The 22611-nt window shown below is 37.1% G+C and carries 25 protein-coding genes; 12 read left to right on the forward strand and 13 right to left on the reverse strand.

Annotated features, from left to right (window positions below; translation table 11 throughout):
* Positions 1 to 20: 20 nt before the first annotated feature.
* Entirely contained in the window at positions 21 to 923 is a 903-nt protein-coding gene (gene dapA / locus FB2170_RS14335) for a 4-hydroxy-tetrahydrodipicolinate synthase (RefSeq protein WP_049782672.1), read from the reverse strand.
* Complete coding sequence (locus tag FB2170_RS14340) at positions 923 to 1459, reverse strand: DUF6913 domain-containing protein (RefSeq protein WP_013307301.1); 537 nt, start codon at positions 1457 to 1459, stop codon at positions 923 to 925. Before FB2170_RS14340 ends, dapA begins: the two co-directional genes overlap by 1 nt.
* 149 nt (positions 1460 to 1608) lie before the next feature.
* Here FB2170_RS14340 and FB2170_RS14345 point away from each other — a divergent pair, with 149 nt between their 5' ends.
* Positions 1609 to 2292, forward strand: coding sequence for a 5'-nucleotidase C-terminal domain-containing protein (locus tag FB2170_RS14345; RefSeq protein WP_237701142.1), 684 nt, complete (start codon positions 1609 to 1611; stop codon positions 2290 to 2292).
* A 1-nt stretch (position 2293) separates the two neighbouring features.
* Positions 2294 to 3205, forward strand: a complete 912-nt coding sequence (locus FB2170_RS14350) for a bifunctional metallophosphatase/5'-nucleotidase (protein WP_013307303.1) — start codon at positions 2294 to 2296, stop codon at positions 3203 to 3205.
* On the opposite strand, the gene FB2170_RS14355 is transcribed toward FB2170_RS14350, so the two are convergent.
* From FB2170_RS14355 to FB2170_RS14380, 6 genes are all read right to left on the reverse strand, one after another.
* Positions 3202 to 3510, reverse strand: a complete 309-nt coding sequence (locus FB2170_RS14355; protein WP_013307304.1) for a hypothetical protein — start codon at positions 3508 to 3510, stop codon at positions 3202 to 3204. The genes FB2170_RS14350 and FB2170_RS14355 overlap by 4 nt on opposite strands.
* Positions 3510 to 4745: a cation:proton antiporter gene (locus FB2170_RS14360; protein ID WP_013307305.1), complete on the reverse strand. Its 1236-nt coding sequence runs from the start codon at positions 4743 to 4745 to the stop codon at positions 3510 to 3512. The genes FB2170_RS14355 and FB2170_RS14360 overlap by 1 nt, the downstream gene beginning before the upstream one ends.
* A 66-nt stretch (positions 4746 to 4811) precedes the next feature.
* Positions 4812 to 5396, reverse strand: coding sequence for a M23 family metallopeptidase (locus tag FB2170_RS14365; RefSeq protein WP_013307306.1), 585 nt, complete (start codon positions 5394 to 5396; stop codon positions 4812 to 4814).
* An 11-nt stretch (positions 5397 to 5407) separates the two neighbouring features.
* On the reverse strand, positions 5408 to 7402 hold the full coding sequence (gene ligA / locus FB2170_RS14370; RefSeq protein WP_013307307.1) for an NAD-dependent DNA ligase LigA: 1995 nt from the start codon (positions 7400 to 7402) through the stop codon (positions 5408 to 5410).
* Positions 7403 to 8848, reverse strand: a complete 1446-nt coding sequence (gene prmC / locus FB2170_RS17660; protein WP_013307308.1) for a peptide chain release factor N(5)-glutamine methyltransferase — start codon at positions 8846 to 8848, stop codon at positions 7403 to 7405.
* 3 nt (positions 8849 to 8851) lie between these two features.
* A complete protein-coding gene (locus tag FB2170_RS14380) occupies positions 8852 to 9337 on the reverse strand; it encodes a GNAT family N-acetyltransferase (RefSeq protein WP_013307309.1) in 486 nt (161 codons plus the stop codon).
* A 74-nt stretch (positions 9338 to 9411) separates the two neighbouring features.
* On the opposite strand from FB2170_RS14380, the gene FB2170_RS14385 reads away from it, so the two are divergent.
* The 5 genes from FB2170_RS14385 to FB2170_RS14405 are packed head-to-tail and all read left to right on the forward strand — an operon-like array spanning position 9412 to position 12998.
* Complete coding sequence (locus tag FB2170_RS14385; RefSeq protein WP_013307310.1) at positions 9412 to 9873, forward strand: LEA type 2 family protein; 462 nt, start codon at positions 9412 to 9414, stop codon at positions 9871 to 9873.
* Positions 9874 to 10926 (forward strand): bifunctional diaminohydroxyphosphoribosylaminopyrimidine deaminase/5-amino-6-(5-phosphoribosylamino)uracil reductase RibD, encoded by a 1053-nt coding sequence (gene ribD, locus FB2170_RS14390; protein WP_013307311.1) that lies wholly within the window; start codon positions 9874 to 9876, stop codon positions 10924 to 10926. It begins immediately after the preceding gene.
* Complete coding sequence (locus FB2170_RS14395) at positions 10919 to 11521, forward strand: HAD-IA family hydrolase (protein WP_013307312.1); 603 nt, start codon at positions 10919 to 10921, stop codon at positions 11519 to 11521. The genes ribD and FB2170_RS14395 overlap by 8 nt, the downstream gene beginning before the upstream one ends.
* Positions 11521 to 12384 (forward strand): EamA family transporter, encoded by an 864-nt coding sequence (locus FB2170_RS14400; RefSeq protein WP_013307313.1) that lies wholly within the window; start codon positions 11521 to 11523, stop codon positions 12382 to 12384. The genes FB2170_RS14395 and FB2170_RS14400 overlap by 1 nt, the downstream gene beginning before the upstream one ends.
* Positions 12384 to 12998 (forward strand): IMPACT family protein, encoded by a 615-nt coding sequence (locus FB2170_RS14405; protein WP_013307314.1) that lies wholly within the window; start codon positions 12384 to 12386, stop codon positions 12996 to 12998. The genes FB2170_RS14400 and FB2170_RS14405 overlap by 1 nt, the downstream gene beginning before the upstream one ends.
* Here the strand turns inward: FB2170_RS14405 and FB2170_RS14410 are convergent.
* The gene (locus tag FB2170_RS14410) at positions 12995 to 13393 is read right to left on the reverse strand and encodes an acyl-CoA thioesterase (RefSeq protein ID WP_013307315.1); all 399 of its coding nucleotides are present in this window, start codon (positions 13391 to 13393) and stop codon (positions 12995 to 12997) included. The genes FB2170_RS14405 and FB2170_RS14410 overlap by 4 nt on opposite strands.
* 206 nt (positions 13394 to 13599) lie before the next feature.
* Between FB2170_RS14410 and dnaA the strand changes: the two genes are divergently transcribed.
* Genes dnaA through FB2170_RS14425 form a run of 3 tightly spaced genes read left to right on the forward strand, consistent with a single transcriptional unit; the run spans position 13600 to position 16218 of the window.
* Positions 13600 to 15024, forward strand: coding sequence for a chromosomal replication initiator protein DnaA (gene dnaA / locus FB2170_RS14415; RefSeq protein WP_013307316.1), 1425 nt, complete (start codon positions 13600 to 13602; stop codon positions 15022 to 15024).
* 10 nt (positions 15025 to 15034) lie between these two features.
* Positions 15035 to 15490 (forward strand): low molecular weight protein-tyrosine-phosphatase, encoded by a 456-nt coding sequence (locus tag FB2170_RS14420; protein WP_013307317.1) that lies wholly within the window; start codon positions 15035 to 15037, stop codon positions 15488 to 15490.
* Positions 15491 to 15495: 5 nt separating this feature from the next.
* A complete protein-coding gene (locus tag FB2170_RS14425; RefSeq protein WP_013307318.1) occupies positions 15496 to 16218 on the forward strand; it encodes an SAM-dependent methyltransferase in 723 nt (240 codons plus the stop codon).
* A 56-nt stretch (positions 16219 to 16274) separates the two neighbouring features.
* Here FB2170_RS14425 and FB2170_RS14430 read toward each other — a convergent pair whose 3' ends face one another.
* From FB2170_RS14430 to dapF, 4 genes are all read right to left on the reverse strand, one after another.
* A complete protein-coding gene (locus FB2170_RS14430; protein WP_013307319.1) occupies positions 16275 to 16868 on the reverse strand; it encodes a hypothetical protein in 594 nt (197 codons plus the stop codon).
* Between the two features lie 183 nt (positions 16869 to 17051).
* Entirely contained in the window at positions 17052 to 18095 is a 1044-nt protein-coding gene (gene mltG / locus FB2170_RS14435) for an endolytic transglycosylase MltG (protein ID WP_013307320.1), read from the reverse strand.
* Positions 18095 to 18616 carry a GNAT family N-acetyltransferase gene (locus FB2170_RS14440; RefSeq protein WP_013307321.1) on the reverse strand — a complete coding sequence of 174 codons (522 nt, stop codon included), beginning with the start codon at positions 18614 to 18616 and terminating at the stop codon, positions 18095 to 18097. The genes mltG and FB2170_RS14440 overlap by 1 nt, the downstream gene beginning before the upstream one ends.
* Positions 18610 to 19386 carry a diaminopimelate epimerase gene (gene dapF / locus FB2170_RS14445; RefSeq protein WP_013307322.1) on the reverse strand — a complete coding sequence of 259 codons (777 nt, stop codon included), beginning with the start codon at positions 19384 to 19386 and terminating at the stop codon, positions 18610 to 18612. Before dapF ends, FB2170_RS14440 begins: the two co-directional genes overlap by 7 nt.
* Before the next feature lie 134 nt (positions 19387 to 19520).
* On the opposite strand from dapF, the gene FB2170_RS14450 reads away from it, so the two are divergent.
* Complete coding sequence (locus tag FB2170_RS14450) at positions 19521 to 20918, forward strand: S1C family serine protease (protein ID WP_013307323.1); 1398 nt, start codon at positions 19521 to 19523, stop codon at positions 20916 to 20918.
* 127 nt (positions 20919 to 21045) lie between these two features.
* Complete coding sequence (locus FB2170_RS14455; RefSeq protein WP_013307324.1) at positions 21046 to 22494, forward strand: glyceraldehyde-3-phosphate dehydrogenase; 1449 nt, start codon at positions 21046 to 21048, stop codon at positions 22492 to 22494.
* Positions 22495 to 22611: the final 117 nt, after the last annotated feature.

A 22611-nucleotide genomic window follows, 5' to 3' on the forward strand; every position in this document is an offset into this window, starting at 1 on the left:
TAGCTTAGATTTAACGTTCTTTACGAACTTTTCTCAGTATGTAGGTCTGCATATGGTTTGATGAACTCGCTGATTTTGTTCTTAAGTTGCTCAGTAGCTTCAACCAAGGGGAGCCTAACCACCGCTGTAGAAAGCCCTAATACTTCAAAGACGGATTTGATACCTGCTGGATTACCTTCTTCAAAAATCAAATCCATTCCATCGTGCAAGGAAGATTGCAGTTTATTGGCGGCATCAACCCAAGAATTCAACCCTAATTGAATCATATTCGAAAACTCCGCCGGAAGACCTTGGCCCAAAACAGAAATAACTCCAGAACCGCCTGCCAAAACAGTGGGCAGAGCAGTCATATCATCTCCAGAAATCACCATGAATTTCTTCGGCTTTTCTTTAATAATATGTAATACCTGGGCCATATTGCCTGAGGCCTCTTTTACACCAATAATATTCTTGGCATCCTGTGCGAGACGAACAACAGTTTTGGGCAGCATATTACTCCCCGTCCGACCTGGAACATTATACATTATTATTGGAACTGGGCAATTATCAGCAATGGCCATAAAATGTCTATAAATACCTTCCTGGGTTGGTTTATTGTAATAAGGTGAAACGGAGAGTATCGCGTCAAAATCCTGTAGGTTTTGATTTTTAACCTCCTCAACAACCGCGGCTGTATTATTCCCGCCAATTCCCAAAACAAGAGGCAAACGACCTGCGTTAGCACTAACAATGGTAGAAATAACCAGTTCTTTCTCGGTGCAGGTCAATGTTGCAGTCTCCGCTGTGGTTCCCAAGGCAACCAAATAATTCACCCCGCCATCTATGCAATGATTCACGATATTGGTCAAAGCCATTGTATCAATAGAAAAATCACTTTTAAAAGGGGTGATCAGCGCAACTCCGGTACCGATAAATTTATCCATCATGTAATTTCATTTAGAACTTTCAGATACTTCTTAAGTTCTAGTTTAAATGTTTTAAAATCTTTTATTGGTATTTCCAATATTAAATCATTCAATCTCTGATCTACTTCTTTAAAACCAACTTTCACACGAGCTTTGGTTTTTACCGTCATCAATTGTAATAACAAATTCTCTTCATTATAATAATTGACCAATAAGTCATAATCCCTACTTAAAAATTCAAGCGCATAGCTATTTTCAATTTCTCCCTTCCAACCCAAATCCTTATCAGAAAAGACAGGAGTTGAATAGGGTGAGTTTTTATCGTAGTAGCTTTTATAGCCAATAATCTTAACGGCATTGGGTCTTAGGTTATACTCATCTACAAACTCAAAAAACAATTCTGGCTTTTCAAAATTGTCCAAATCGACCAGACAACCAATTGCCGTAATACCTGTGCTTCTTTGAACATTGGCAGCCGGTTTCAACAATTCCTCCTTTAAGAACTTAGAGCCAGATTTATGCTTGAATTTGTCCTTTAATCCTTTTAAAAACATGTATTTTTACATTTACACAAATGTAAATAATAAACACTCATCTTCACGAGGCTAATGTAAAAACTATAATGCATTTAAAAATCAAACATTTTGTTTTATTTCTAACAATTATTGTGTTTTTATCCTGTAAACAAGATAATTATCAACTTTTGAAAATTGAAGGAAGGCAGATACAAATTGATAGTTCTCTTTCAAAAAAAGAATTGATCGAAGAATTTGTTGCGCCATATCGTAATCGCATCAATGAGGTGTTGGACAGCACTTTAGCGTACGCACCAAAAGCTATAACAAAGACTGATGGCGAACTGAACACCACAGCAGGGAATTTGATGGCAGATATCGTTTTTAACCAATCAAATCCAGTTTTCAAAGCAAGAACAGGGAAAAGTATTGATTTTGTTTTGCTAAATCATGGCGGAATCAGAGCTATTATTTCAGAAGGAAAGGTGAGTGCACGTAATGCTTTTGAAGTAATGCCTTTTGAAAACAATATAGTGGTTGCCGAGCTCAAAGGATCAGATGTGAATGATATGATTTCCTATTTGATTAAATCTGGTAGGGCCCATCCAATTTCAGGAATGCAATTGATTTTAGATAAGACTAAGACCGTCAAATCGATTCGAATACAGGAAAAACCATTGGATGTAGATAAAACCTATTACGTTGCCACATCAGATTACCTAGTCTCAGGAGGTGATAACATGGGATTCTTTAAAAACAATACATCTATTACCGATACAGACTATCTGATTAGAAATGCGATGATCGATTATTTTAAGAAAGTAGACACCCTGGCCCCTAAAGTTGATGACAGGTTTTATATAGAAAATTAGTATGGATAGAAGAAAATTTATTACAAAAACCTCAGCTTCGACTGCCTTTGTTGGGCTGGGAGGACTTTCTTTGGGCTCGTGCAAAAGTTTGTCAACCAATCATATTACCATCTTACACACGAATGATGTACACAGCCACATCGACGCTTTTCCAAAAACCCACTCCCACTTTCCAAATTTGGGTGGCTTAGCCAGGAGGGCAACATTAGTTGAAACTATACGTACCGAAAACCCCAACACACTGTTACTGGACGCAGGAGACATTTTTCAAGGCACCCCTTATTTTAATTTTTATGGAGGTGAGCTAGAATTTAAATTGATGAGCAAGCTAAAATATGATGCAGCTACAATAGGAAACCACGATTTTGACAATGGCATTGATGGGTTATTTGCCCAATTACCACATGCCTCATTTGAATTATTATCGGGCAATTATGATTTTAGCAATACGGTATTAAACGGTCATGTTAAGCCCTATAACACATACAAGGTCGGTGGCTTGAAAATTGGTATTTATGGTATAGGTATTGAACTCATAGGGTTAGTCACTAAAAAACTTTTTAAAGAAACAAAATATTTAGACCCCTATGATATTGCAACCGATATTGAAACCAAACTAAAAGAAGAGGAAAATTGTGATTTGGTTATTTGTCTTTCGCATTTGGGATATCATTATAAAAACGAAAACAAACCTGACGATTTAAAACTTGCGGCAAAAACAAAATATACTGATCTGATTATTGGAGGTCACACCCATACTTTCCTGGACAAACCAACAGTAATCAAAAATGCGTTGGGCACGAACATATTGGTCAATCAGGTTGGTTGTTATGGGATAAACCTTGGGCGCATTGACTTTTATTTTGATAGCGATAAAAACAAACAGTCGAAAGGGACAAGCATCATCGTTTAACTAACTTTCGAAGCCAAGACATATTCAACTATTTCTTTTAATTCTTCCTTAAGTGAATTCTTAGGAAAAGGTTTATTGGCCATGCGATACCAATATCCTGCATTCCATTCGTCACCTTCTTTTCGGTGTAAATACCCATGTATCCAACTGCCCAAATCATTAAGCATTTCTTGGGCAAGATCGTGTGAGGAATTCCAATTTCCTTTAGCATCAAACCATAGGGCCTTTAAACCTTCAGGCCAATCATTCGGAGGATATTCTCTTTGAAAAGTTTCTTCAAATTCCATGTAATTATTTGGAATCATCACGATAGCTTTTTAATCAGTTTACCTACTGTCAGCCCTTGAACTATAATGGAGAATACCACCACGATGTAGGTTATCACCAAAAACAAATCACGATGCATGTCTTGGGTTAGGCCCAATGCAAGCGCAATGGATATACCGCCCCTCAATCCGCCCCAAGTCATAATGAGGTTGGTATTAGGGACAAAGTCCAGCTTCTCTTTGAAAAAATTAATGGGCAGCAATAGTGATAAATATCTGCACGTAAGTATGATGGGAATTGAAATTAACCCCGCAATCATATAATCCAATTCAAACGTAAGAACTAGCATTTCCATCCCTATCAGCACAAATAAGAGCGTATTCAAGAGAATATCTATCAATTCCCAAAATTTATCTACGTATGTTTCAGTGATTTTAGACATTGAGCTTTCACGCAATGTATCATTGCCAACAACCAGCCCCGCTGCGACCATTGCCAAAGGAGCTGAAAGATGAAACTCATGAGCGATTGTGGTTCCTACCATTACAGTTGCCAAGGTGATAATGACTTCAATATCATAGTCATCTATAGATTTCATTAATCTATAGGTAATCCAACCAATTAGTAATCCCAATAAAATTCCACCGAAAACCTCAACACCAAACAATTCCAAAACATCTAATGCGGATACTTGTGCTTCACCTGATGATGCAAACTGGAAGATGGTCAAAAACACTACGACCCCTACCCCATCATTAAACAAGGACTCCCCGACAATTTTGGTTTCTAATTTTTTAGGAGCACCGGCCTTCTTTAAAATACCAAGTACAGCAATCGGGTCAGTTGGAGAAATCAAAGCACCAAATAACAAGCAATAAACAAAGTCAACATCCATTCCAAAAGCCATTAATAAGTAATAAGTTGCTATTCCTACTAAAAACGTGGAAACTAAAACCCCTAAGGTCGAAAAAACCAATATAGGCCATCGTTGTACATGCAATTGTTGAAAATTGGTGTGTAATGCCCCTGCGAAGAGCAAGAAACTTAACATGATATCCAACAGCAAGGTTTTGAAATCAATTTGCTTAATAATGTACTTTTCAGCATTCAGAAGGGTGTCATCAAAATAGCTCAAGGCAAAAACCCCCAAGGTAAAAACAATGGTAATAACCATAAGGCCTATGGTATTGGGTAGTTTTAAAAAACGAACATTGATAAAACCAAAGATGGCAGATAAAAAAACGAGAATAGTGGCTATCAGAAAATAACTCATTGGAAGGGGTTAAAATATATTGTATTCTTCAAAATTAACAGAAACCAAGACAAAAACACAGGTATTCTAATCTTTTCGCAACCAAGTATCAGGACTTAGGTAGAATATTTTCTTCCATCCTTGAACCGACTCCGAATCATAAAATTGCGGGTACGGAAAAGGTGTGGTTATCGCATAGTGCAAATGTGGTGGTTTTCCTTTTGCGTTTCCTGTATCACCCACTGTACCTAAAACCGTTCCAGGTTTTACAGGTTGAAAGGCAAAAGCATCATTTGTATCTAAATGCGCATAATAATGAAATCGCCATTTGGGCCCCAGAATCATTACAGACTTTCCCCCTTTTCCTCCTTCATGGGTATAAACCACAATACCATGTGTTGAAGAAATCACATTTGTTCCTCTCTCAGCGAAGATATCAACGCCTTTATGAGTAATTGAAGTTCCCCAAGGATATGCCCAAAAAGAGTCTTCTGCCCAGCTGTTTGTTGTTGCCTCCTGAACAGGAATTATCATTTTCTGTGGAATGATGAACCCAATAACCAATATCAAAGCGATGGCCAATAGCCATTTTTTGGAATATCTGTAACGTACCAAAAATGCTATTGAAGACAATAGTGCATACCAAAAACGTCTTGTAGTGTTGGTTATCATTGTCTTAATTCTTAAACCATATTAAGGAAATCCTGTTCCGTTATGATGGGAATATCTAATTTTTCTGCCTTTGTTCGTTTGCTGGGGCCCATTTTATCACCAGCCACTAGGAATGAAGTTTTGGAAGAAATTGAGGATCCCACCTTTCCGCCATTATCCTCAATCAGTTTTTTAAGGTCATTCCTGCTGATTGTTTCAAATACTCCTGATACCACAAATGTTTTTCCTTTGAGTATTTCGGTTTGGTTTAAAAGTTTGTCCGCTGATATTTCGAATTGAACCCCATAGCTTTTCAAACGAGCTATATTATCTAAATTTCTTTCATTCTGAAAGAACTCAACCACACTTTGGGCGATTCTTTCCCCTATCTCATCTACAGCAATCAGTTCCTCTGAAGAGGCCGCCATTAAAGCATCAATATTTTTATAGGCCTTAGCCAATTTTTTAGCTACTGTTTCACCTACAAACCTAATTCCCAAGGCAAACAATACTCTTTCAAAAGGAATTGTCGTTGAATCGGCCACCCCTTTCACTAGGTTCTCAGCAGATTTCTCTGCCATTCGTTCCAATGGCATTATTTGCTCTTTGGTCAAAATGTAGAGATCCGCATAATTTCTAATGAGTCCTTCTTTAAAGAGCAATTCCACCGTCTCACCTCCGAGACCTTCAATGTCCATTGCTTTACGGGAAATAAAGTGCTGGATACGACCCGTAATCTGGGTAGGGCACCCATAAAAATTAGTACAATAGTGTTTTGCATCGCCCTCGGTACGCACCAATTCCGTTTCACACTCAGGACAAAGGGTAATATATTTTATAGGCTCTGAATCCGCAGGTCGTTTTGGAATATCTACTCCTATGATTTTTGGAATGATCTCCCCTCCTTTTTCAACAAAAACAGTATCTCTTTCACGAATATCCAGCTTCTCTATTTGATCCGCATTATGCAAAGAAGCTCTTTTCACAGTTGTACCAGCCAATAGAACCGGTTCCAAATTAGCCACAGGTGTAATTGCGCCTGTTCTCCCAACTTGGTAAGTGATTTCATTCAAAACCGTAGATACCTGTTCTGCCTTGAATTTATAGGCCATTGCCCAGCGTGGGGACTTTGAGGTATAACCAAGCTCATCTTGGTGTTGTAGACTATTCACTTTAATAACCACACCATCTGTTTCGTAGGGTAAATCATGTCTATGAACATCCCAATACTCAACAAAAGCCATCACCTCATCAATAGTTTTACAGAGCTGCGCAATGCTTGGTACTTTAAAGCCCCAATCACGTGACTTCTCTAGCATCTCATATTGAGAGGTAATTCCTGTGTTTGGCCCAACAATACCATATAATAGACAATCCAGAGGACGCTGGGCAACCGCGGCACTATCTTGTAATTTTAAACTGCCAGAAGCCGTATTACGTGGGTTCATATAAGGATCTTCACCAGCAGCGACACGCTCCTGGTTCATTTTTTCAAAACCATCCAATGGCAAAATAATTTCTCCACGAATATCAAATTTTGGCGGATAATCGCCCTTTAGTTGAAGCGGTACCGAACGGATTGTTTTTATGTTCGCGGTGACCTCATCGCCTTGAAATCCATCTCCACGGGTAACAGCTTTGGACAACTTACCGTCTTCATATGTTAAACTAATTGAAGCACCATCGTATTTTAGTTCACAGGTGAACTCCACTTCCGCATCACCTAGAATACGCTGTATGCGCTTTTCCCAATCTTCAAGATCCTCTTTTGAATAAGAGTTATCCAAAGAATACATGCGATGTTCATGGACTATAGTATTGAAGTTCTTCGTAATATCACCGCCAACACGCAAGGTTGGTGATGTAGCATCATAAAACTCAGGGTGTTTTGCCTCAAGCTCCTGCAACTCTTTGAGCTTCATATCAAAATCATAATCAGATATCGTTGGATTATCCAACACATAATAATTATGGTTATGCTCGCGTAATTCAGCACGTAGTGCCTCTATCTTTTGTCTAACACTCATCTAAACTTGCTCTTTTTTAATCCATTTTGGTAATGCCTTTGGTACATAAGTCTCCATTTTTTCCAACAATCCTTCAATCGTATCATCAACCAGCAACATCGAATAGTTTTCAATCTTAAGGAATCCCTGAGCCACCATTTTACGCAACATTTTTAATAAATCATCATAAAAGCCATTGGTGTTCAATATTCCGATCGGTTTTTGATGAAGCCCCAATTGCGCCCAGGTTATCATCTCGAACAACTCTTCCAAGGTACCATACCCACCAGGCAAAGTAATTATACCCTCTGATCGTTCATGCATCAATAATTTTCGTTCATGCATATTTTCAGTGACGATCAATTCGGTAAGCCTTGTATGACACACCTCTTTTAGTTTCAAAAAGTCAGGAATAATCCCTACTACCTTACCCCCTTGACTCAATGCACCTTGGGCAACTTTGCCCATTACCCCAATCTTTGCGGCCCCATAGACCAAAGTAATATTGCGTTTGGCAAGCGCCTTACCCAATTCCTCCGCTGCCTCTAGAATTCCCGGGTCAATACCTTCGCTACTTCCACAAAATACAACGATACTTTTCATATGTTGATTTTTATTATTTTGATAGATACCTTTCAACATTCTATTGTTTCCAAAGATATCTTTTCGTAATTCCACCTCAGAAAAATAACTCTTTAAGAGTGATTTTGTCTCCTCGCCCATATATTGGTTAACCTCAAAGTAAAGGGATCCGTTTTGATCTAGGTTTTCCTTTGCAAAATCGACTATCTTTCGATAGAATACCAATGCATCATTGTCTTCAACGAACAAGGCCAATTCAGGCTCATTGTCAAGGACATTTTTATTCATCTCAGTTTTCTCCAACATCCTTACATACGGCGGATTGGAAACAATAACATCAAATTTTAAATGAAGCTCTTTCAAGGTCAAAACATCTGCCTGCAAAAATTCAACTTCGACCTGGTTCAAAATGGCATTTTTCTTTGCTACTTCCAATGCTTTATTTGAAATATCCAAAGCGTAAACCTTTGAATTTGGTAACAACTTGGCTAAAGAAACTGCTATGCACCCGCTACCAGTACCAATATCAAGTATATTTATTTCAGATTTACCATGTTCTAAATCGGAAACAATCCAACGAACCAAATCTTCAGTTTCAGGCCTTGGAATAAGCACATTCTCGTTTACCTTAAATTCTAAATTCATAAATTGAGTCAACCCAAGAATATACTGGATGGGTCGCTCCAATTTCAATTGACTTAGTGCCTCAAATAATGGTTGCTCTTCCTCTTTTTTAATAATCAATGATGGCTGCAAAGCCAGTACAAAACGTTCAAGTTTTAAATAATGCTCTATTGCCAGATAAAAAAAGCTAGCTACCTCATCTTTTGGATAAATGGAATCCAACTCTTTGTGATATATGTTTTTTATTTCCTTTAAAAGCATCTATTACAATTGTTTTATCATCCAAACCGGACAAGAATAATGTCCTGTATTTCCCATTGGGGCATCTATATATTCAAATCCAGATTTTTTGTACAACCGTTGAGCAGCTTTCATATAGGGCATAGTCTCTAAATAGCATTGTTCAAAGCCAGACTCTTTTGCCCTTTCTAGGCATTTATTCATCATTACTGAACCAATACCTCTACCCCTGACCTCTTCCAAAAAGTACATTTTTTGAAGTTCACAGACGTTGCCTTCAAAATTTTCCAGCTGAGCAATCCCTGCACAACCGATAATCTTACTATTATACTCAGCTACATAATAAGTTGCTTTTGGCACATTATAATTTTCGAACATATGGTCTAAAGCTTTGTCTGCATAAGCTGTCCCAACTTTTGGCACTCCTAAATCAACAAGTACTTTGCGAATTACTGTAGCAACTTCTTCATTGTCCTTTGGCTCAATTTCACGTATTTTTGCGTTATTCATGTAATGTAAAAAGCCTATGTTTTAATATCCTATTTTAGCGGAGTGAAGATACATGAATTTAATATGTATAGTAAGTGAAAAAAATATTTTCCATCGTTGTTTTAGTACTTTTTGTTGTCAGTTGTAAAATAAACAAGCAACCAGTATTTCTAGGTATTGAAAAAATTGACCTTGAACAAGCTACTCTAGATTCAATCACCGTAAGGGCCGATGCACTTTTCAACAATGGGAATGATTTAGGTGGAACGTTATTGACCGATGAGATTGAGGTTTTTATTGATGATGCCTATATCGCAACCGTATCATCAGAGGCATTCAAAGTTCCCCCACAGGATACTTTCACAGTGCCTCTTAGGGTCAATTTCCCCAGTTCTAAAATATTCAATGAAAATAACGGAGGTCTTTTAGGAGCAATTATCAAACAGGTATTGAACAAGAAGATTGAAGTGAATTTCAAAGGTGACATTACCTATAAACTTGCTGGTTTTTCATTTGATTACCCAATTGACCATACTGAAGAAATCCATATAAAATAAATGTCTTTAGACCATTTATATATGCAACGGGCCTTACTGCTGGCTAAAAACGGATTAGGAACTACTGCTCCCAACCCAATGGTTGGAGCTGTACTTGTCTGTAATGAAAAGATAATTGCCGAAGGGTACACAAGCCCATATGGTGGAGCACATGCAGAGGTGAATGCCATAAATTCGGTTGAAGATAAGTCGATTCTTGCCAACTCAACTCTATATGTAACATTAGAGCCTTGTTCACACCATGGGAAAACTCCTCCTTGCGCAGATTTAATAATAAAGCACAACATTCCCAGAGTTGTTATTGGAACTTTGGACTCACATGAAAAAGTGGCTGGAAAGGGAAAAAGAATGCTAGAAGAATCAGGTTGCAAAGTAACCTTGGGGGTTTTAGAAAATGCATGTAAAGAGCATCATAAAAGATTTTTGACTTTTCACCAAAGAAAACGTCCGTATATCATTTTGAAATGGGCACAAACAAGTGATGGTTTCATTGCCCCTGATAAAAACAAAAGAAAGGCAAAAGCAGAACCTTACTGGATAACGAATTCATATTCCCGCCAGATAGTGCATAAATGGCGCAGCGAGGAACAAGCAATATTGGTCGGAACCAAAACGGTATTGGATGATAATCCAAAATTAAATACGCGTTCATGGGCCGGAACATCACCAATTCGTATTGTGATGGACAAAAAACTTAACATAGGTTCAAATCACCATGTGTTAGATGTAAGCTCACCTACTATTGTAATAACCCAAAACACCGATGAAGATAAACGGGCAGCCAATATTGCATATGAGGTAATTGATTTTTCAAAAAACCAAACTACTCAGATATGCCAGGTACTGTACAAAAGAAATATAATCAGTGTTTTGATTGAAGGTGGCGCAAAAACACTTCAAACATTCATTGATGAAAATTTATGGGATGAGGCAAGGGTTTTTACAGGTAAAAACAACTTCAAAAAAGGACTTAAAGCTCCAAGAATGAACAAAGAAGCTTTCAAAAGTATAACGATTGAATCGGATATTTTAAATATTTACAGTAATGATTGAAAACATCATTTTTGACTTTGGGGATATCTTCATTAATCTAGACAAGGAGATTGTTTTTCGTGAAATGCAAAATCAAGGTGTCCCGACTTTAAACCCCGAAATATTGAGTCTTAGTTTGGCATTTGAAGTTGGGGAAATTTCTCCACAGACTTTTGTAGGTGGACTTAAATCGTCGTTTCCCAAAGCAACTTCCGAACAAATCATTACCATATGGAATGGTATGTTGTTGGATTTTCCTGATTACAGATTGGATTTTTTAGAAAAGCTTGCTAAAGAAAATAAATACCGTTTATTTTTATTGAGTAACACCAATGCACTTCACATTCCCGAAGTTGTAAATATTATGGGTGATTCTAATTACAATCGATTTAAAAACAGTTTTGAACAATTCTATCTTTCACATGAGATACATTTAAGAAAACCCAATGCTGACATTTTTGAATTTGTACTTTCGGAAAATAATCTAAATGCTTCTGAAACACTATTTATAGACGATACTCTTGAAAATACTGAAGCCGCCGATAAATTAGGGATCAATACCTGGAACTTGATTGTAGGGAAAGAAGATATCATCGACTTAAAAACCAAATTATAATGCTAGACCTGGCCTTAAGTGTATGCTGTTCAAGTTTGATCTTTGTTATTTTCAAACTTTTTGATGTGTATAAAATTGAAACATTCTATGCCATCATCTCAAACTACGTTGTTGCCTGTATTGTTGGCTTATTCTTTTATTCAGGAGAAATCAACCCAATTGAAATTTCTTCGAAGCCATGGTTTTTAGGTACTTTACTTTTAGGTTTTCTCTTTATAATAGTATTTAACTTAATGGCGAGAACATCACAAACTGTTGGGGTTTCAGTGGCCTCTGTAGCTACTAAAATGTCATTGGTCATCCCTGTTATTTTTGGGGTTTTGGTATATAAAGAAGAACTCGGACTAATTAAAATAATTGGAATACTGCTTGCTTTGGCCGCAGTCTATTTTGCTTCAATCAAGGAAAGCAAAATTTCTATCAGAAAGTCCGCCTTGTTGTTGCCTATTTTGGTATTCCTTGGCTCAGGTATTATAGATACCAGTATTAAATATGTTCAGGAATCGCATATAAGTGAAAACGAATTTCCACTTTTTTCGGCCACAGTATTTGGTGCAGCGGCTTTTGTTGGGATTTGCTTCATATTAGTAAAAAGTTTCAAAACCTCGCTAAAAATAAATCTTAAAAATGTTTTAGGAGGAATTGCCCTTGGTGTCCCCAATTATTTCTCTGTTTACTATTTGTTACGAGCATTACAAAATCCGTCTTTGACTAGCTCTTCTATATTCACCATTAACAATGTTGCTGTTGTGATGTTGTCAACGTTGTTAGGTATTCTTCTATTCAAGGAGCAAATCAGTCTTAAGAACTGGGGCGGTATTGTGCTGGCAGTTATAAGTATAATTTTGGTTGCAATATTCTAATGGCTGAACAGGATAAATACAAAACGCTGAAAAAACCATCTCCCGAAATTTTGTTCAAGGAAAAGAAAAGTAAATTTTTCGGTTATGCCTTTCCAATTAACAATGAAGATGAAATTAAACCTATAATTGAAAACCTGAGGAAAAAACACCATGCAGCCAACCACGTATGCTATGCGTGGCAATTAGGAACTTCAGAAATACGATATAGGGCCAATGATGATGGTGAACCCAACAATTCAGCCGGAATGCCTATTTATGGACAGATTCAATCATTCGATATAACGAACATCCTTGTAGCTGTCGTAAGAATATTTGGAGGAACCAAACTGGGTGTTGGAGGACTAATAAGCGCTTACAGAACTGGGGCGCAAATGGCACTGGAAGAATCCAATATTATTGAAAAAACAATTAATGCCCATATTGAAATCAAGTTTGGTTATGCCAATATGAATAATGTTATGCGCATCATTAAACAAAATCAACTGAAAATCATCTCTCAGAACCTAGAGATGGATTGTAGTATTACAATAAGTACCCCTAAAAGTACGGGGCAGCAGATTTTAGAAAGTTTTAATGTTTTTAAGGATATTAGAGCCATTGAGAAAAAGGACTAAATATTCAGTTTCTCTAAAAGGTAGTCCGGACATTTAACTGGTCGGTTTTTCTTGGCATCCATAAAGGCAAGTACCGTATTTGCTTCTGCCAACAAATCTCCATTTTCATTGTAAATCTCATAGTCAAATTCAATCCTGACCATAGGTTTTTTTCTTAAAATCGTGCGCAGCGTAATCAAGTCATCATAAAGCGCTGATTTCTTGTAATTTATGGTTATTGAAATCACCGGTAAAATAATTCCATTCTCCTCCATAGATTTATAAGAGATTCCCAACACCCTAAGCCACTCCACCCTGCCCATCTCTAGGTATTGTGGATAATTCCCATGATAGACTACACCCATTTGGTCGGTTTCGCCATATCTCACCCGAAAAGAAATTTCATTAAAATCCATGTTTTTTCAACTAAAAATGATATATTTAAATGCTTGTGAAAGCAGCACCATAACATGCGAAAAAAAAAGGGTAAATTCAACCCCATTTCATTTTTTTTTTAGAATTTTTGTTCACATATTTGCCAGACCTAAATTACGCTTGTATATCTGATGACCTTTCGCTGATTATGCTTAAAAACCAACCAAAAACAAGAAAGAATTAATAAATGAGTGTAACTGCAAATTCCGTTTGGAACAATTGTCTGGCTTTTATCAAAGATAATATCCAACCGCAGGCATTCAAAACATGGTTTGAGCCTATCAAACCTGTTAAGCTGTCAGAGAATGCCTTGAGCATTCAAGTCCCGAGTAAATTTTTCTACGAATGGCTCGAGGAACATTATGTGAAATTATTAAAAGTTGCACTCACCAAGGAATTGGGCGAAACTGCCAAATTGGTGTATATCATCCGTATGGAAAACACTTATGGCAACCGTGAACCTTTCACAGAAAAAATACCAAGCTCAAATAGAGGCAATATGGGCCCACAAGAAATGGATGTCCCCATTAAATCTAAAAACCCTGAATTACGCAACCCGTTTGTAATTCCTGGTATTCGAAATATAAAAATAGAGTCTCAGTTAAATCCCAATTACAATTTTGATAATTTCCTTGAAGGAGATTCAAACAGATTGGCACGCTCTGCAGGTATGGCAGTGGCCAATAAACCGGGAGGCACCTCTTTTAATCCGTTATTGATATTTGGTGGTGTTGGTTTAGGAAAAACGCATTTGGCACATGCCATTGGCGTCGAAATCAAGGATAAGTATCCAGAACGCACAGTCCTTTATATTTCTGCTGAGAAATTTACCCAACAATATATTGAGTCTGTAAAGAAGAACACGAGAAACGATTTTATTCACTTCTATCAATTGATAGATGTATTGATTATTGACGACGTACAATTTCTTTCTGGCAAATCCGGGACTCAGGACGTATTCTTCCATATCTTCAATCATCTGCACCAAAACGGCAAGCAAGTAATACTTACTTCTGACAAGGCTCCGGTTGATATGCAGGATATCGAGCAACGTTTACTATCAAGGTTCAAATGGGGATTGTCCGCTGAATTGCAGAACCCCGATTACGAAACTCGCATTTCAATTCTTAAGAACAAGTTATATCGCGATGGTGTTGAAATGCCAAATGATATTGTTGATTATGTTGCAAAGCATATAAAAACAAATATTCGTGAGCTTGAAGGTGCCATTATCTCTCTTATTGCACAGTCTTCTTTCAATAAAAAAGAGGTGACCATTGAATTGGCGCAGCAGGTGGTTGAGAAATTCGTAAAGAATACCAAACGCGAAGTATCTATTGACTATATTCAAAAAGTGGTTTCTGATTACTTTGAAATGGATGTAGCCACCTTACAATCCAAAACAAGAAAGAGGCACATTGTCCAAGCAAGACAATTGGCAATGTTCTTTGCAAAAAAGTTCACCAAAGCTTCTTTGGCAAGTATTGGTTCACAGATTGGAAAAAGGGATCATGCCACTGTGCTGCATGCATGTAAGACAGTTGATAACCTCGCAGAAACTGACAAGCAGTTCCGTAAGTATATCGAAGATTTAACAAAGAAACTTACCTAAATCATTTTTGATGGCAACTAAGGTTTTAATGGTATGCCTTGGAAACATCTGTAGGTCACCATTGGCCGAAGGTATTCTTCAAAGTAAAGTTGACAGTGATGTTGTAATCGTAGATTCGGCAGGAACCGGTGGTTATCATATTGGTAGTCAACCTGATAGTCGAAGTATTTCAGTCGGACTTAAATACAAAATTGATATTCGCAATCAGCGGTGTAGAAAATTTATCCCAAATGATTTTGAGGATTTTGACTTAATCTACGTGATGGATAAGAGCAACTATGCAAATGTTATAGCACAAGCAAACCATAATCACGAAATTGTGAAAGTTCGATTATTGTTGAATGAATTAGGGCCGGGTGACAAGGAAGTTCCAGACCCCTATTACGATGACGATGGGTTTGAACATGTGTTCAACCTTATTGATGAGGCATGCGAAGTTATTGCCAATAATCTCAATTCTAATTAATCTTTATGCAAGACAAAGGCAAGGTCAAAGGAAAACTATTTTTAATACCCAGCACACTTGGGGACAATGAACCTTTGGAAGTCTTACCAATTTCTATTAAAAGGACAATAGAACAAATTGATCATTATATTGTTGAGAATGAAAAAACCGCAAGACGGTTCATAAAAAAAATAAGTCCCAGAAAATCGCAACCTGGATTACAGATTGAAGTATTGAACAAATATACTGAGCCCACCGAGCTTCCTAATTTTCTAGACCCCTGTTTAAAAGGTATAGATGTTGGTATATTATCTGAGGCGGGTTGCCCGGGTATTGCTGACCCTGGCGCTGAGGTGGTGAAAATAGCACATCAAAAAAACATACAGGTTGTGCCTCTTGTTGGCCCCTCTTCTTTACTCTTGGCATTGATGTCAAGTGGCATGAATGGCCAAAACTTCGCTTTTAATGGGTACCTGCCCATTGAATCTAACGACAGAAAAAAAACAATTAAATCACTGGAAAAGAGATCAAGAGACTTGAAGCAATCCCAAATGTTCATTGAAACACCTTATCGCAATGAGAAATTATTTCAGGAACTTCTAAAGTCTTTATCAGGTCATACTATGCTCTGTATAGCTTGTGACATTACCTTACCAACTGAATTTATTGCCACCAAAAGTATTGCAGACTGGAAAAACACTAGTTTGGATTTGAATAAAAGGCCTGCCATTTTTATTTTACAAGCATAAAAAATAAACCCTGACAAAACTGCCAGGGCCTACCATTTTCATATGTATATAAAATCTTAAATCTTTGGGTTACGTTTGGCAACCACAAATGATAAATCATATCCGGAAAATTTCTCGATGTAATCATCAATAGTTGTTCCGTAAGCATCTTTGGTATTGGTCCTGCCGTAAGAACGTAAATATTTCATCACGTTACCTGGGCCTGCCAAGTGTGCTGCAGCCAACATTCCAGACTCCGTAATTTCAACCCCCTTTATCTGTTTACCCACAAAACGCTTGATGTCTCTTCTCATAATCCATTTGTTACGGGCAATATTAGTTTCAAAAGCTTTTTCTTGCAAAATGGGATCGTTCAAAAAATCGGATGCATTGTTAACACCTACCAATTGAAGGGTGCCAACGCCAAATTGATATTTACCCAAATATCCCAAGGTATTCGTGGCAAAATAATTACCTGACGATTCTTTAAAGGCCAAGGCCTCTTTAAAACCAATAAAGGAACTTCCCAAAAAGGGAGGCACCACTATTGATGAAGCAGTAATAGTTTTGTTTTTGGGAAACAAAACTTTCGTAGGTTCATTGACTTTTAAAGTGCTAGGGACTTTCTGATCAGTAGATAATCCGCTAAAACTTACAAAAATCAACAGCATGATAAGAGAACAAAAAAAGATTAAACACTTTCTCATATCTCTATTTTCTTAAGACCTATGGCCGGAAAATGGCCTGCTTAAATTTCACCCTACAAAGATATGGCGACTAAAATGTAAGAATTAAAAGCTCTTGTTAAAAATATCCGATTTTAGTTAATAAGTCTTAAATAGCCGATTAGTTACCTACCTATTGATATTTTGACTATTTATCCATCGGATGTATTGCGCCTTATTGCGGTTGTGTTGCGCTCCTGATTTTGCAAATTTATGATATCCAAAGTTTTCCACATTAGCTACCATATATATATAATCATGTTTTTCGGGATTCAATACAGCGTTAATCGCCGAAATATCGGGCATCGTTATTGGACCTGGAGGCACACCCCTGTATTTATAAGTATTATAGGGTGAGTCCAGCTCCAAATCCTTATAGAGCACCCGCTTAATGACAAGATCAAAATTACCTGAATGCTTTTTAAGCGCAAAAATAACTGTTGGGTCCGCCTGAAGCTTCATGCCTTTCTTCAACCTGTTTAAATAGAGACCCGCTACTCTAGGTCTTTCATCAATTTTTGCCGTTTCTTTATGAACTATTGAAGACAGTGCAACCACTTCATTTGGGGTAAGGCCTTGGGCTTTAGCCTTGGATTTGCGTTCATCATTCCAAAAACGATTGTATTCTTTTAGCATTCGCTCTCTGAATTTTTCAGCTGAGGTGTTCCAGAAAAATTCATAACTATTGGGAAGAAACATTGCTATTTTAGTATCATCATTGAACCCGTTCGACTTAAAAAAATCATCTTCATTAAACAAAGACAAGAGTGTTAAACTATCAGGTTCAATTTGAGCTGAAATCCTACCGGCTAAACTAGCTAGGGTTTCTTGGTTATTGAAAGATACTTTTACGGGTATGTTATTACTTCTAAGCGAATTAACAATATCATTATTGTTCATTCCTTTTGTTATAACATACTTCCCGCCTTTTATATTGGAGACATATCCCTTCCTTTCCGCAACCTTCATAAAAGACTGAGTATTGTTCAACAGCGGTTCCAACATTTTGGAAACATCGGCTATTGAAGCATCCGACTTAATATACACATGGGCTTCTGGGTTATTGAACTTTGTATTCGGGGCAAAAATGGCATCATACACATTATAGGCGAAAACTCCACCTATAATCAATCCAACCAAAACAATTAATAGTAATATTTTCTTAATGTACATTATCTAAATAGCTTTTGTAATAAAATCTCATTCTTATATTCTCCATTGGAAAAAATCCAATCTTTCTTCACACCAATCTCCTCATAGCCTAATTTCTTGAACAAATGCAAGCTTCGTTTGTTATTCTCCATCACATTGGCATAAAGTTGTCTCAACCCCAAAATTGATGACGTGTATTTGCTCAATAATTCCAAGGCCTCCGAACCATGACCGAGGTCCCGATTCTCTTTTTCCATCACAACTATTCCTACTCCAGCCCTTTTATTCTTGGGGTCAAAATCAAATAAATCAATCAAGCCAATCACCTTATCCTCTTTACATATGCACAAACGCAATTGTTTTACCTCAAAGATGTCTCTATGGGCATTGTCCAAATATTCTTTTAATACGTGCTTGGCATATGGTTTGGTGGTGCCGCTTATTTCCCAAATAGCTGGGTTATTTTCCAATTCATACAGAAAATCCAAATCTTTTGGTTCTATTGCTCGAAGCTGTATATGTTCTCCCTTTAAATTTACCAAGACATCTCTCCTTTAAAAACTTGTTTGGCCGGGCCTATTAAACGCACATTACTATATTTATTGAATTCTTCTAAAAACATTACCTGTAGCGCGCCCCCTTTTGTCGTAATGTCTATTACGTTTGAATCAACCTTTTTCGCTTTGTGCATTGCTATGGCAACGGCAGTAACTCCTGTACCACAAGACAAAGTTTCATCTTCAACACCTCGTTCATAAGTCCGAACAGCAAAAGTTGCCTTTCCAGTAGACTCTACAAAATTAATATTGCTTCCTTCTTGTCCATAAACCCCATATCTAATTTTTTTGCCTTCTTCAAAAACTTGAAATGAGCCCAAATCCTTGACTAATTGTACATGGTGTGGAGACCCCGTATCTAGAAAAAATGAACTTGGTTTAACCACAATTTCATCAACATTATTCATTTTTAAATTTACAACGCCATTAGTAATTGTGGCTTCATGTAAACCATCTATGGCTCTAAATACAGTTTCTTTTGAAATCATTCCTAGATAATTGGCGAAAGCAACCAAACACCTTCCGCCATTTCCACACATAGAGCTTTGGTTTCCATCAGAGTTGAAATATACCATTTTAAAATCGACGGTTTCGTCGTTTTCGAGCAAAATAAGTCCGTCTGCACCGATTCCAAACCTCCGGTCGCATAAGCGAGCTATCAAATTGATATTCTCCTTAGGAAATAATTTTGAGCGATTATCAATCATCACAAAATCATTTCCAGTACCCTGATATTTATAAAAGGTATGTTGCATAATTAAATTTGTGGAACAAAGATAGGTTAATTTTAAGGCTTTTTTGGCAGTTAAAATGTCGTTAAACTCTAACCACTGCTTATTTAAAAAAATTAATTTTACATATAAATCTAATTATTAAAAGCGTACAAAATATGAAGAAAATAGGAAGTTCATTGCTAATCGCCCTTTTTGCAGGGGCTGTTACTTTAGGTGCCTATAAACTATTTTTTGAAAAAACGAATTATGCCATTGTCACTGATGACAATTCCACTTCTATACTCAATACCAGTTTATTACCGTCATCGGCAAAGGGTTCTGGAATAAACGAAGTAGATTTCACATCTGCCGCAGAGACCACAGTCAATGCCGTTGTACACGTAAAAAATGTAACTCTAAGTAAAGGCCCAACCAGCCTTATGGAATTGTTTCAATATGGGTCTGGTGGTAGTCAAAAAGCCCAAGTAGGAACTGGTTCTGGAGTTATTATCTCATCTGACGGACATATTGTTACAAACAATCATGTAATAAATGGTGCCAGCCAACTGCAGGTCACTCTCAATAATAATAAAACCTATGATGCCGAGTTGATTGGGACTGATCCAAATTCTGATATAGCCTTATTGAAAATTGATGCCAAAAAAAAACTGCCTTATTTGGCTTTTGGTGATTCTGATAATGTAAAAATTGGAGAATGGGTACTTGCGGTTGGAAACCCTTTTAATTTGACATCAACTGTAACGGCAGGAATAGTAAGTGCGAAAGCACGGGCATTGATGAGGAGCGACCAATCTTTCATTCAAACTGATGCTGCCGTTAATCCAGGAAATAGTGGTGGTGCACTGGTGAACACCAATGGGGATTTGATAGGTATCAATACCGCCATATCTTCTCGTACAGGTTCATATGTTGGCTATTCTTTCGCTGTTCCTAGTAATATTGCTAAAAAAGTGATAGATGATATCATTGAATATGGGAATGTACAGAAGGGGTATATTGGCATTAACCCACCCAGAATGAATTCGCCTTATGCCATTGAAAATGGACTTAATGAAATTGAAGGTGTTTATATTGCCAAAGTTCAGGAAGATTCAGGAGCAGATGATGCTGAGCTATTAGAAGGGGATATTATAAAACAAGTTGATGAAATAAAAGTACAGCGTTTCGCAGATTTAACTGGTTATGTTTCCACAAAAAGACCCGGAGATTCTGTTGCCTTGTCAATTGATCGCGATGGCGAACTAATCGATATTTCTGTGATGTTAAAATCTCGACAGACCTTACATGTGCCTGAAATGGGACTTGAAATCAAGAATCTAAACGCAGAGGATAAAAAAACTTTTAAAACAAAAAAGGGAGTGAAAATTGTTGGTGTTCCTGAGTTATATAGAGATTATGGTTTGAACGGAAAAGTCATCATCGCCGTTGATGGTGAAGAAGTAGAAGATATTCAAGATGCCAAGACCTTGTTTGGTGGTATTTCAAAATATGGTAAAACAAGCATTACAATGCTCAATCAAAAAGGTGAACGGGAACGTATCATTTTTCAATAAAAACTTATTCAATCGTATAAGCGCCCTGTCAAACAAGTCAGGGCGTTTTTATTTTAATACTAAAAACATCTACTATAACGTTTGAAATATATATTTTTGCCGAAATTTTTTAACTCTCCGTAAATTTATGGGACAAACAAAATCCTACGAAAAAGAATTGGCCTTTCAGGCAGATAGAAGAAAAGCAACAACGGAATTCATTAAGATTACGAGTGATCTCTGGTATGATAAAGCCATTGAGGTTGTTTTATTCAAAAATCAAATAATAGATAAAAGTGTTAGCGACATCATTCATTTACATGAATATGCAGGTGAATTTGTTCAAAAGCCGATATCCATTTTTGATTCGGTTGAGATTCTAAGGGCAATCAATGATATAAAACTTCCTCCTTCAAAATTAGACATAGGTAAATTGACCTATGAATACCATTCTGATGAAAACAACTATAATGATGTAAAGGCCTTTGTAATCGGTAAACTAAAAAACGCGAACAACTCTAAAGAGATCAAACCTAAGAATGTTGTTCTTTATGGTTTTGGAAGAATTGGCCGATTGTTGGCTAGAGAATTAATGGCGAAGACCGGAAAGGGTAATCAATTAAGGTTAAGGGCCATAGTTACAAGAGGAATAATTAGTGAAGAGATTTTAGAAAAAAGGGCGAACTTACTGCGCACGGACTCCGTACATGGACGATTCTTGGGGACAGTGGATATTGATATTAAAAATAGTGCATTGATTATCAACGGTACCACCGTTCACGTTATAAGTGCCAAACAACCCGAGGATATTGATTATATTAAATACGGAATAGAAGATGCTCTTCTTATTGATAATTCAGGAGCGTTCAGAGATCAAGAGCAGTTATCTAGACACTTAAGATCAAAGGGGATTGCAAAGGTTTTATTGACGGCTCCTGGCAAGGAAGTACCAAACATAGTTCATGGTGTTAACCATTTAGAATATGACCCGGATAATACCCACATTTTTTCGGCGGCGTCGTGCACTACTAATGCCATAACACCTGTTTTAAAGGTTATTGATGATTCATTGGGAATAAAAAAAGGTCATCTTGAAACCATACATGCCTATACCAATGACCAAAATCTTGTAGACAATATGCATGGAAAATATCGTCGTGGCAGGGCTGCAGCGCTGAACATGGTAATCACCGAAACAGGAGCTGGGAAAGCAGTTTCAAAAGCGCTACCTTCTCTACATGGAAAATTGACTTCCAATGCAATTCGCGTCCCCGTGCCTAATGGATCTCTGGCTATTTTGAACTTGGAAATAAAAAACAAAACATCGCTAGACGGCATAAATACCATTCTAAAAAAATATGCACTTGAAGGAAACCTAGTCGAGCAGATCAAATATTCGTTAAGTAAAGAGATGGTATCTTCAGATATTGTTGGCACCTCCGCCCCTTCTATTTATGATAGTAAAGCAACTATTGTTGCTGATAATGGAAAGAACATAGTACTATATATTTGGTATGATAATGAGTATGGTTATTCGCATCAGGTAATTAGGTTGGCAAAATATATCGCAAAAGTTAGAAGGTTCACGTATTATTAACTCAAATCTTGCGTTATAAGTTCGTTACCCATTAGGTTTAAACGTTGATAAATTATTGGTAGCTTATGAGCTGTTTTTTTTCGTAATTAATTATATTGAGTTACTTTAGTCCCCTCT

Origin of the sequence: Maribacter sp. HTCC2170, assembly GCF_000153165.2 — a bacterium.
Lineage (GTDB): Bacteria > Bacteroidota > Bacteroidia > Flavobacteriales > Flavobacteriaceae > Maribacter_A.

Coding starts and splice junctions, on each gene's coding strand:
- dapA (WP_049782672.1), bottom strand. CDS start 923: ATGGATAAATTTATCGGTACCGGAGTTGCGCTGATCACCCCTTTTAAA.
- FB2170_RS14340 (WP_013307301.1), bottom strand. CDS start 1,459: ATGTTTTTAAAAGGATTAAAGGACAAATTCAAGCATAAATCTGGCTCT.
- FB2170_RS14350 (WP_013307303.1), top strand. CDS start 2,294: ATGGATAGAAGAAAATTTATTACAAAAACCTCAGCTTCGACTGCCTTT.
- FB2170_RS14355 (WP_013307304.1), bottom strand. CDS start 3,510: ATGATTCCAAATAATTACATGGAATTTGAAGAAACTTTTCAAAGAGAA.
- FB2170_RS14360 (WP_013307305.1), bottom strand. CDS start 4,745: ATGAGTTATTTTCTGATAGCCACTATTCTCGTTTTTTTATCTGCCATC.
- FB2170_RS14365 (WP_013307306.1), bottom strand. CDS start 5,396: ATGATAACCAACACTACAAGACGTTTTTGGTATGCACTATTGTCTTCA.
- ligA (WP_013307307.1), bottom strand. CDS start 7,402: ATGAGTGTTAGACAAAAGATAGAGGCACTACGTGCTGAATTACGCGAG.
- prmC (WP_013307308.1), bottom strand. CDS start 8,848: ATGCTTTTAAAGGAAATAAAAAACATATATCACAAAGAGTTGGATTCC.
- FB2170_RS14380 (WP_013307309.1), bottom strand. CDS start 9,337: ATGAATAACGCAAAAATACGTGAAATTGAGCCAAAGGACAATGAAGAA.
- ribD (WP_013307311.1), top strand. CDS start 9,874: ATGTCTTTAGACCATTTATATATGCAACGGGCCTTACTGCTGGCTAAA.
- FB2170_RS14395 (WP_013307312.1), top strand. CDS start 10,919: ATGATTGAAAACATCATTTTTGACTTTGGGGATATCTTCATTAATCTA.
- FB2170_RS14400 (WP_013307313.1), top strand. CDS start 11,521: ATGCTAGACCTGGCCTTAAGTGTATGCTGTTCAAGTTTGATCTTTGTT.
- FB2170_RS14405 (WP_013307314.1), top strand. CDS start 12,384: ATGGCTGAACAGGATAAATACAAAACGCTGAAAAAACCATCTCCCGAA.
- FB2170_RS14410 (WP_013307315.1), bottom strand. CDS start 13,393: ATGGATTTTAATGAAATTTCTTTTCGGGTGAGATATGGCGAAACCGAC.
- dnaA (WP_013307316.1), top strand. CDS start 13,600: ATGAGTGTAACTGCAAATTCCGTTTGGAACAATTGTCTGGCTTTTATC.
- FB2170_RS14420 (WP_013307317.1), top strand. CDS start 15,035: ATGGCAACTAAGGTTTTAATGGTATGCCTTGGAAACATCTGTAGGTCA.
- FB2170_RS14425 (WP_013307318.1), top strand. CDS start 15,496: ATGCAAGACAAAGGCAAGGTCAAAGGAAAACTATTTTTAATACCCAGC.
- FB2170_RS14430 (WP_013307319.1), bottom strand. CDS start 16,868: ATGCTGTTGATTTTTGTAAGTTTTAGCGGATTATCTACTGATCAGAAA.
- mltG (WP_013307320.1), bottom strand. CDS start 18,095: ATGTACATTAAGAAAATATTACTATTAATTGTTTTGGTTGGATTGATT.
- dapF (WP_013307322.1), bottom strand. CDS start 19,386: ATGCAACATACCTTTTATAAATATCAGGGTACTGGAAATGATTTTGTG.
- FB2170_RS14450 (WP_013307323.1), top strand. CDS start 19,521: ATGAAGAAAATAGGAAGTTCATTGCTAATCGCCCTTTTTGCAGGGGCT.
- FB2170_RS14455 (WP_013307324.1), top strand. CDS start 21,046: ATGGGACAAACAAAATCCTACGAAAAAGAATTGGCCTTTCAGGCAGAT.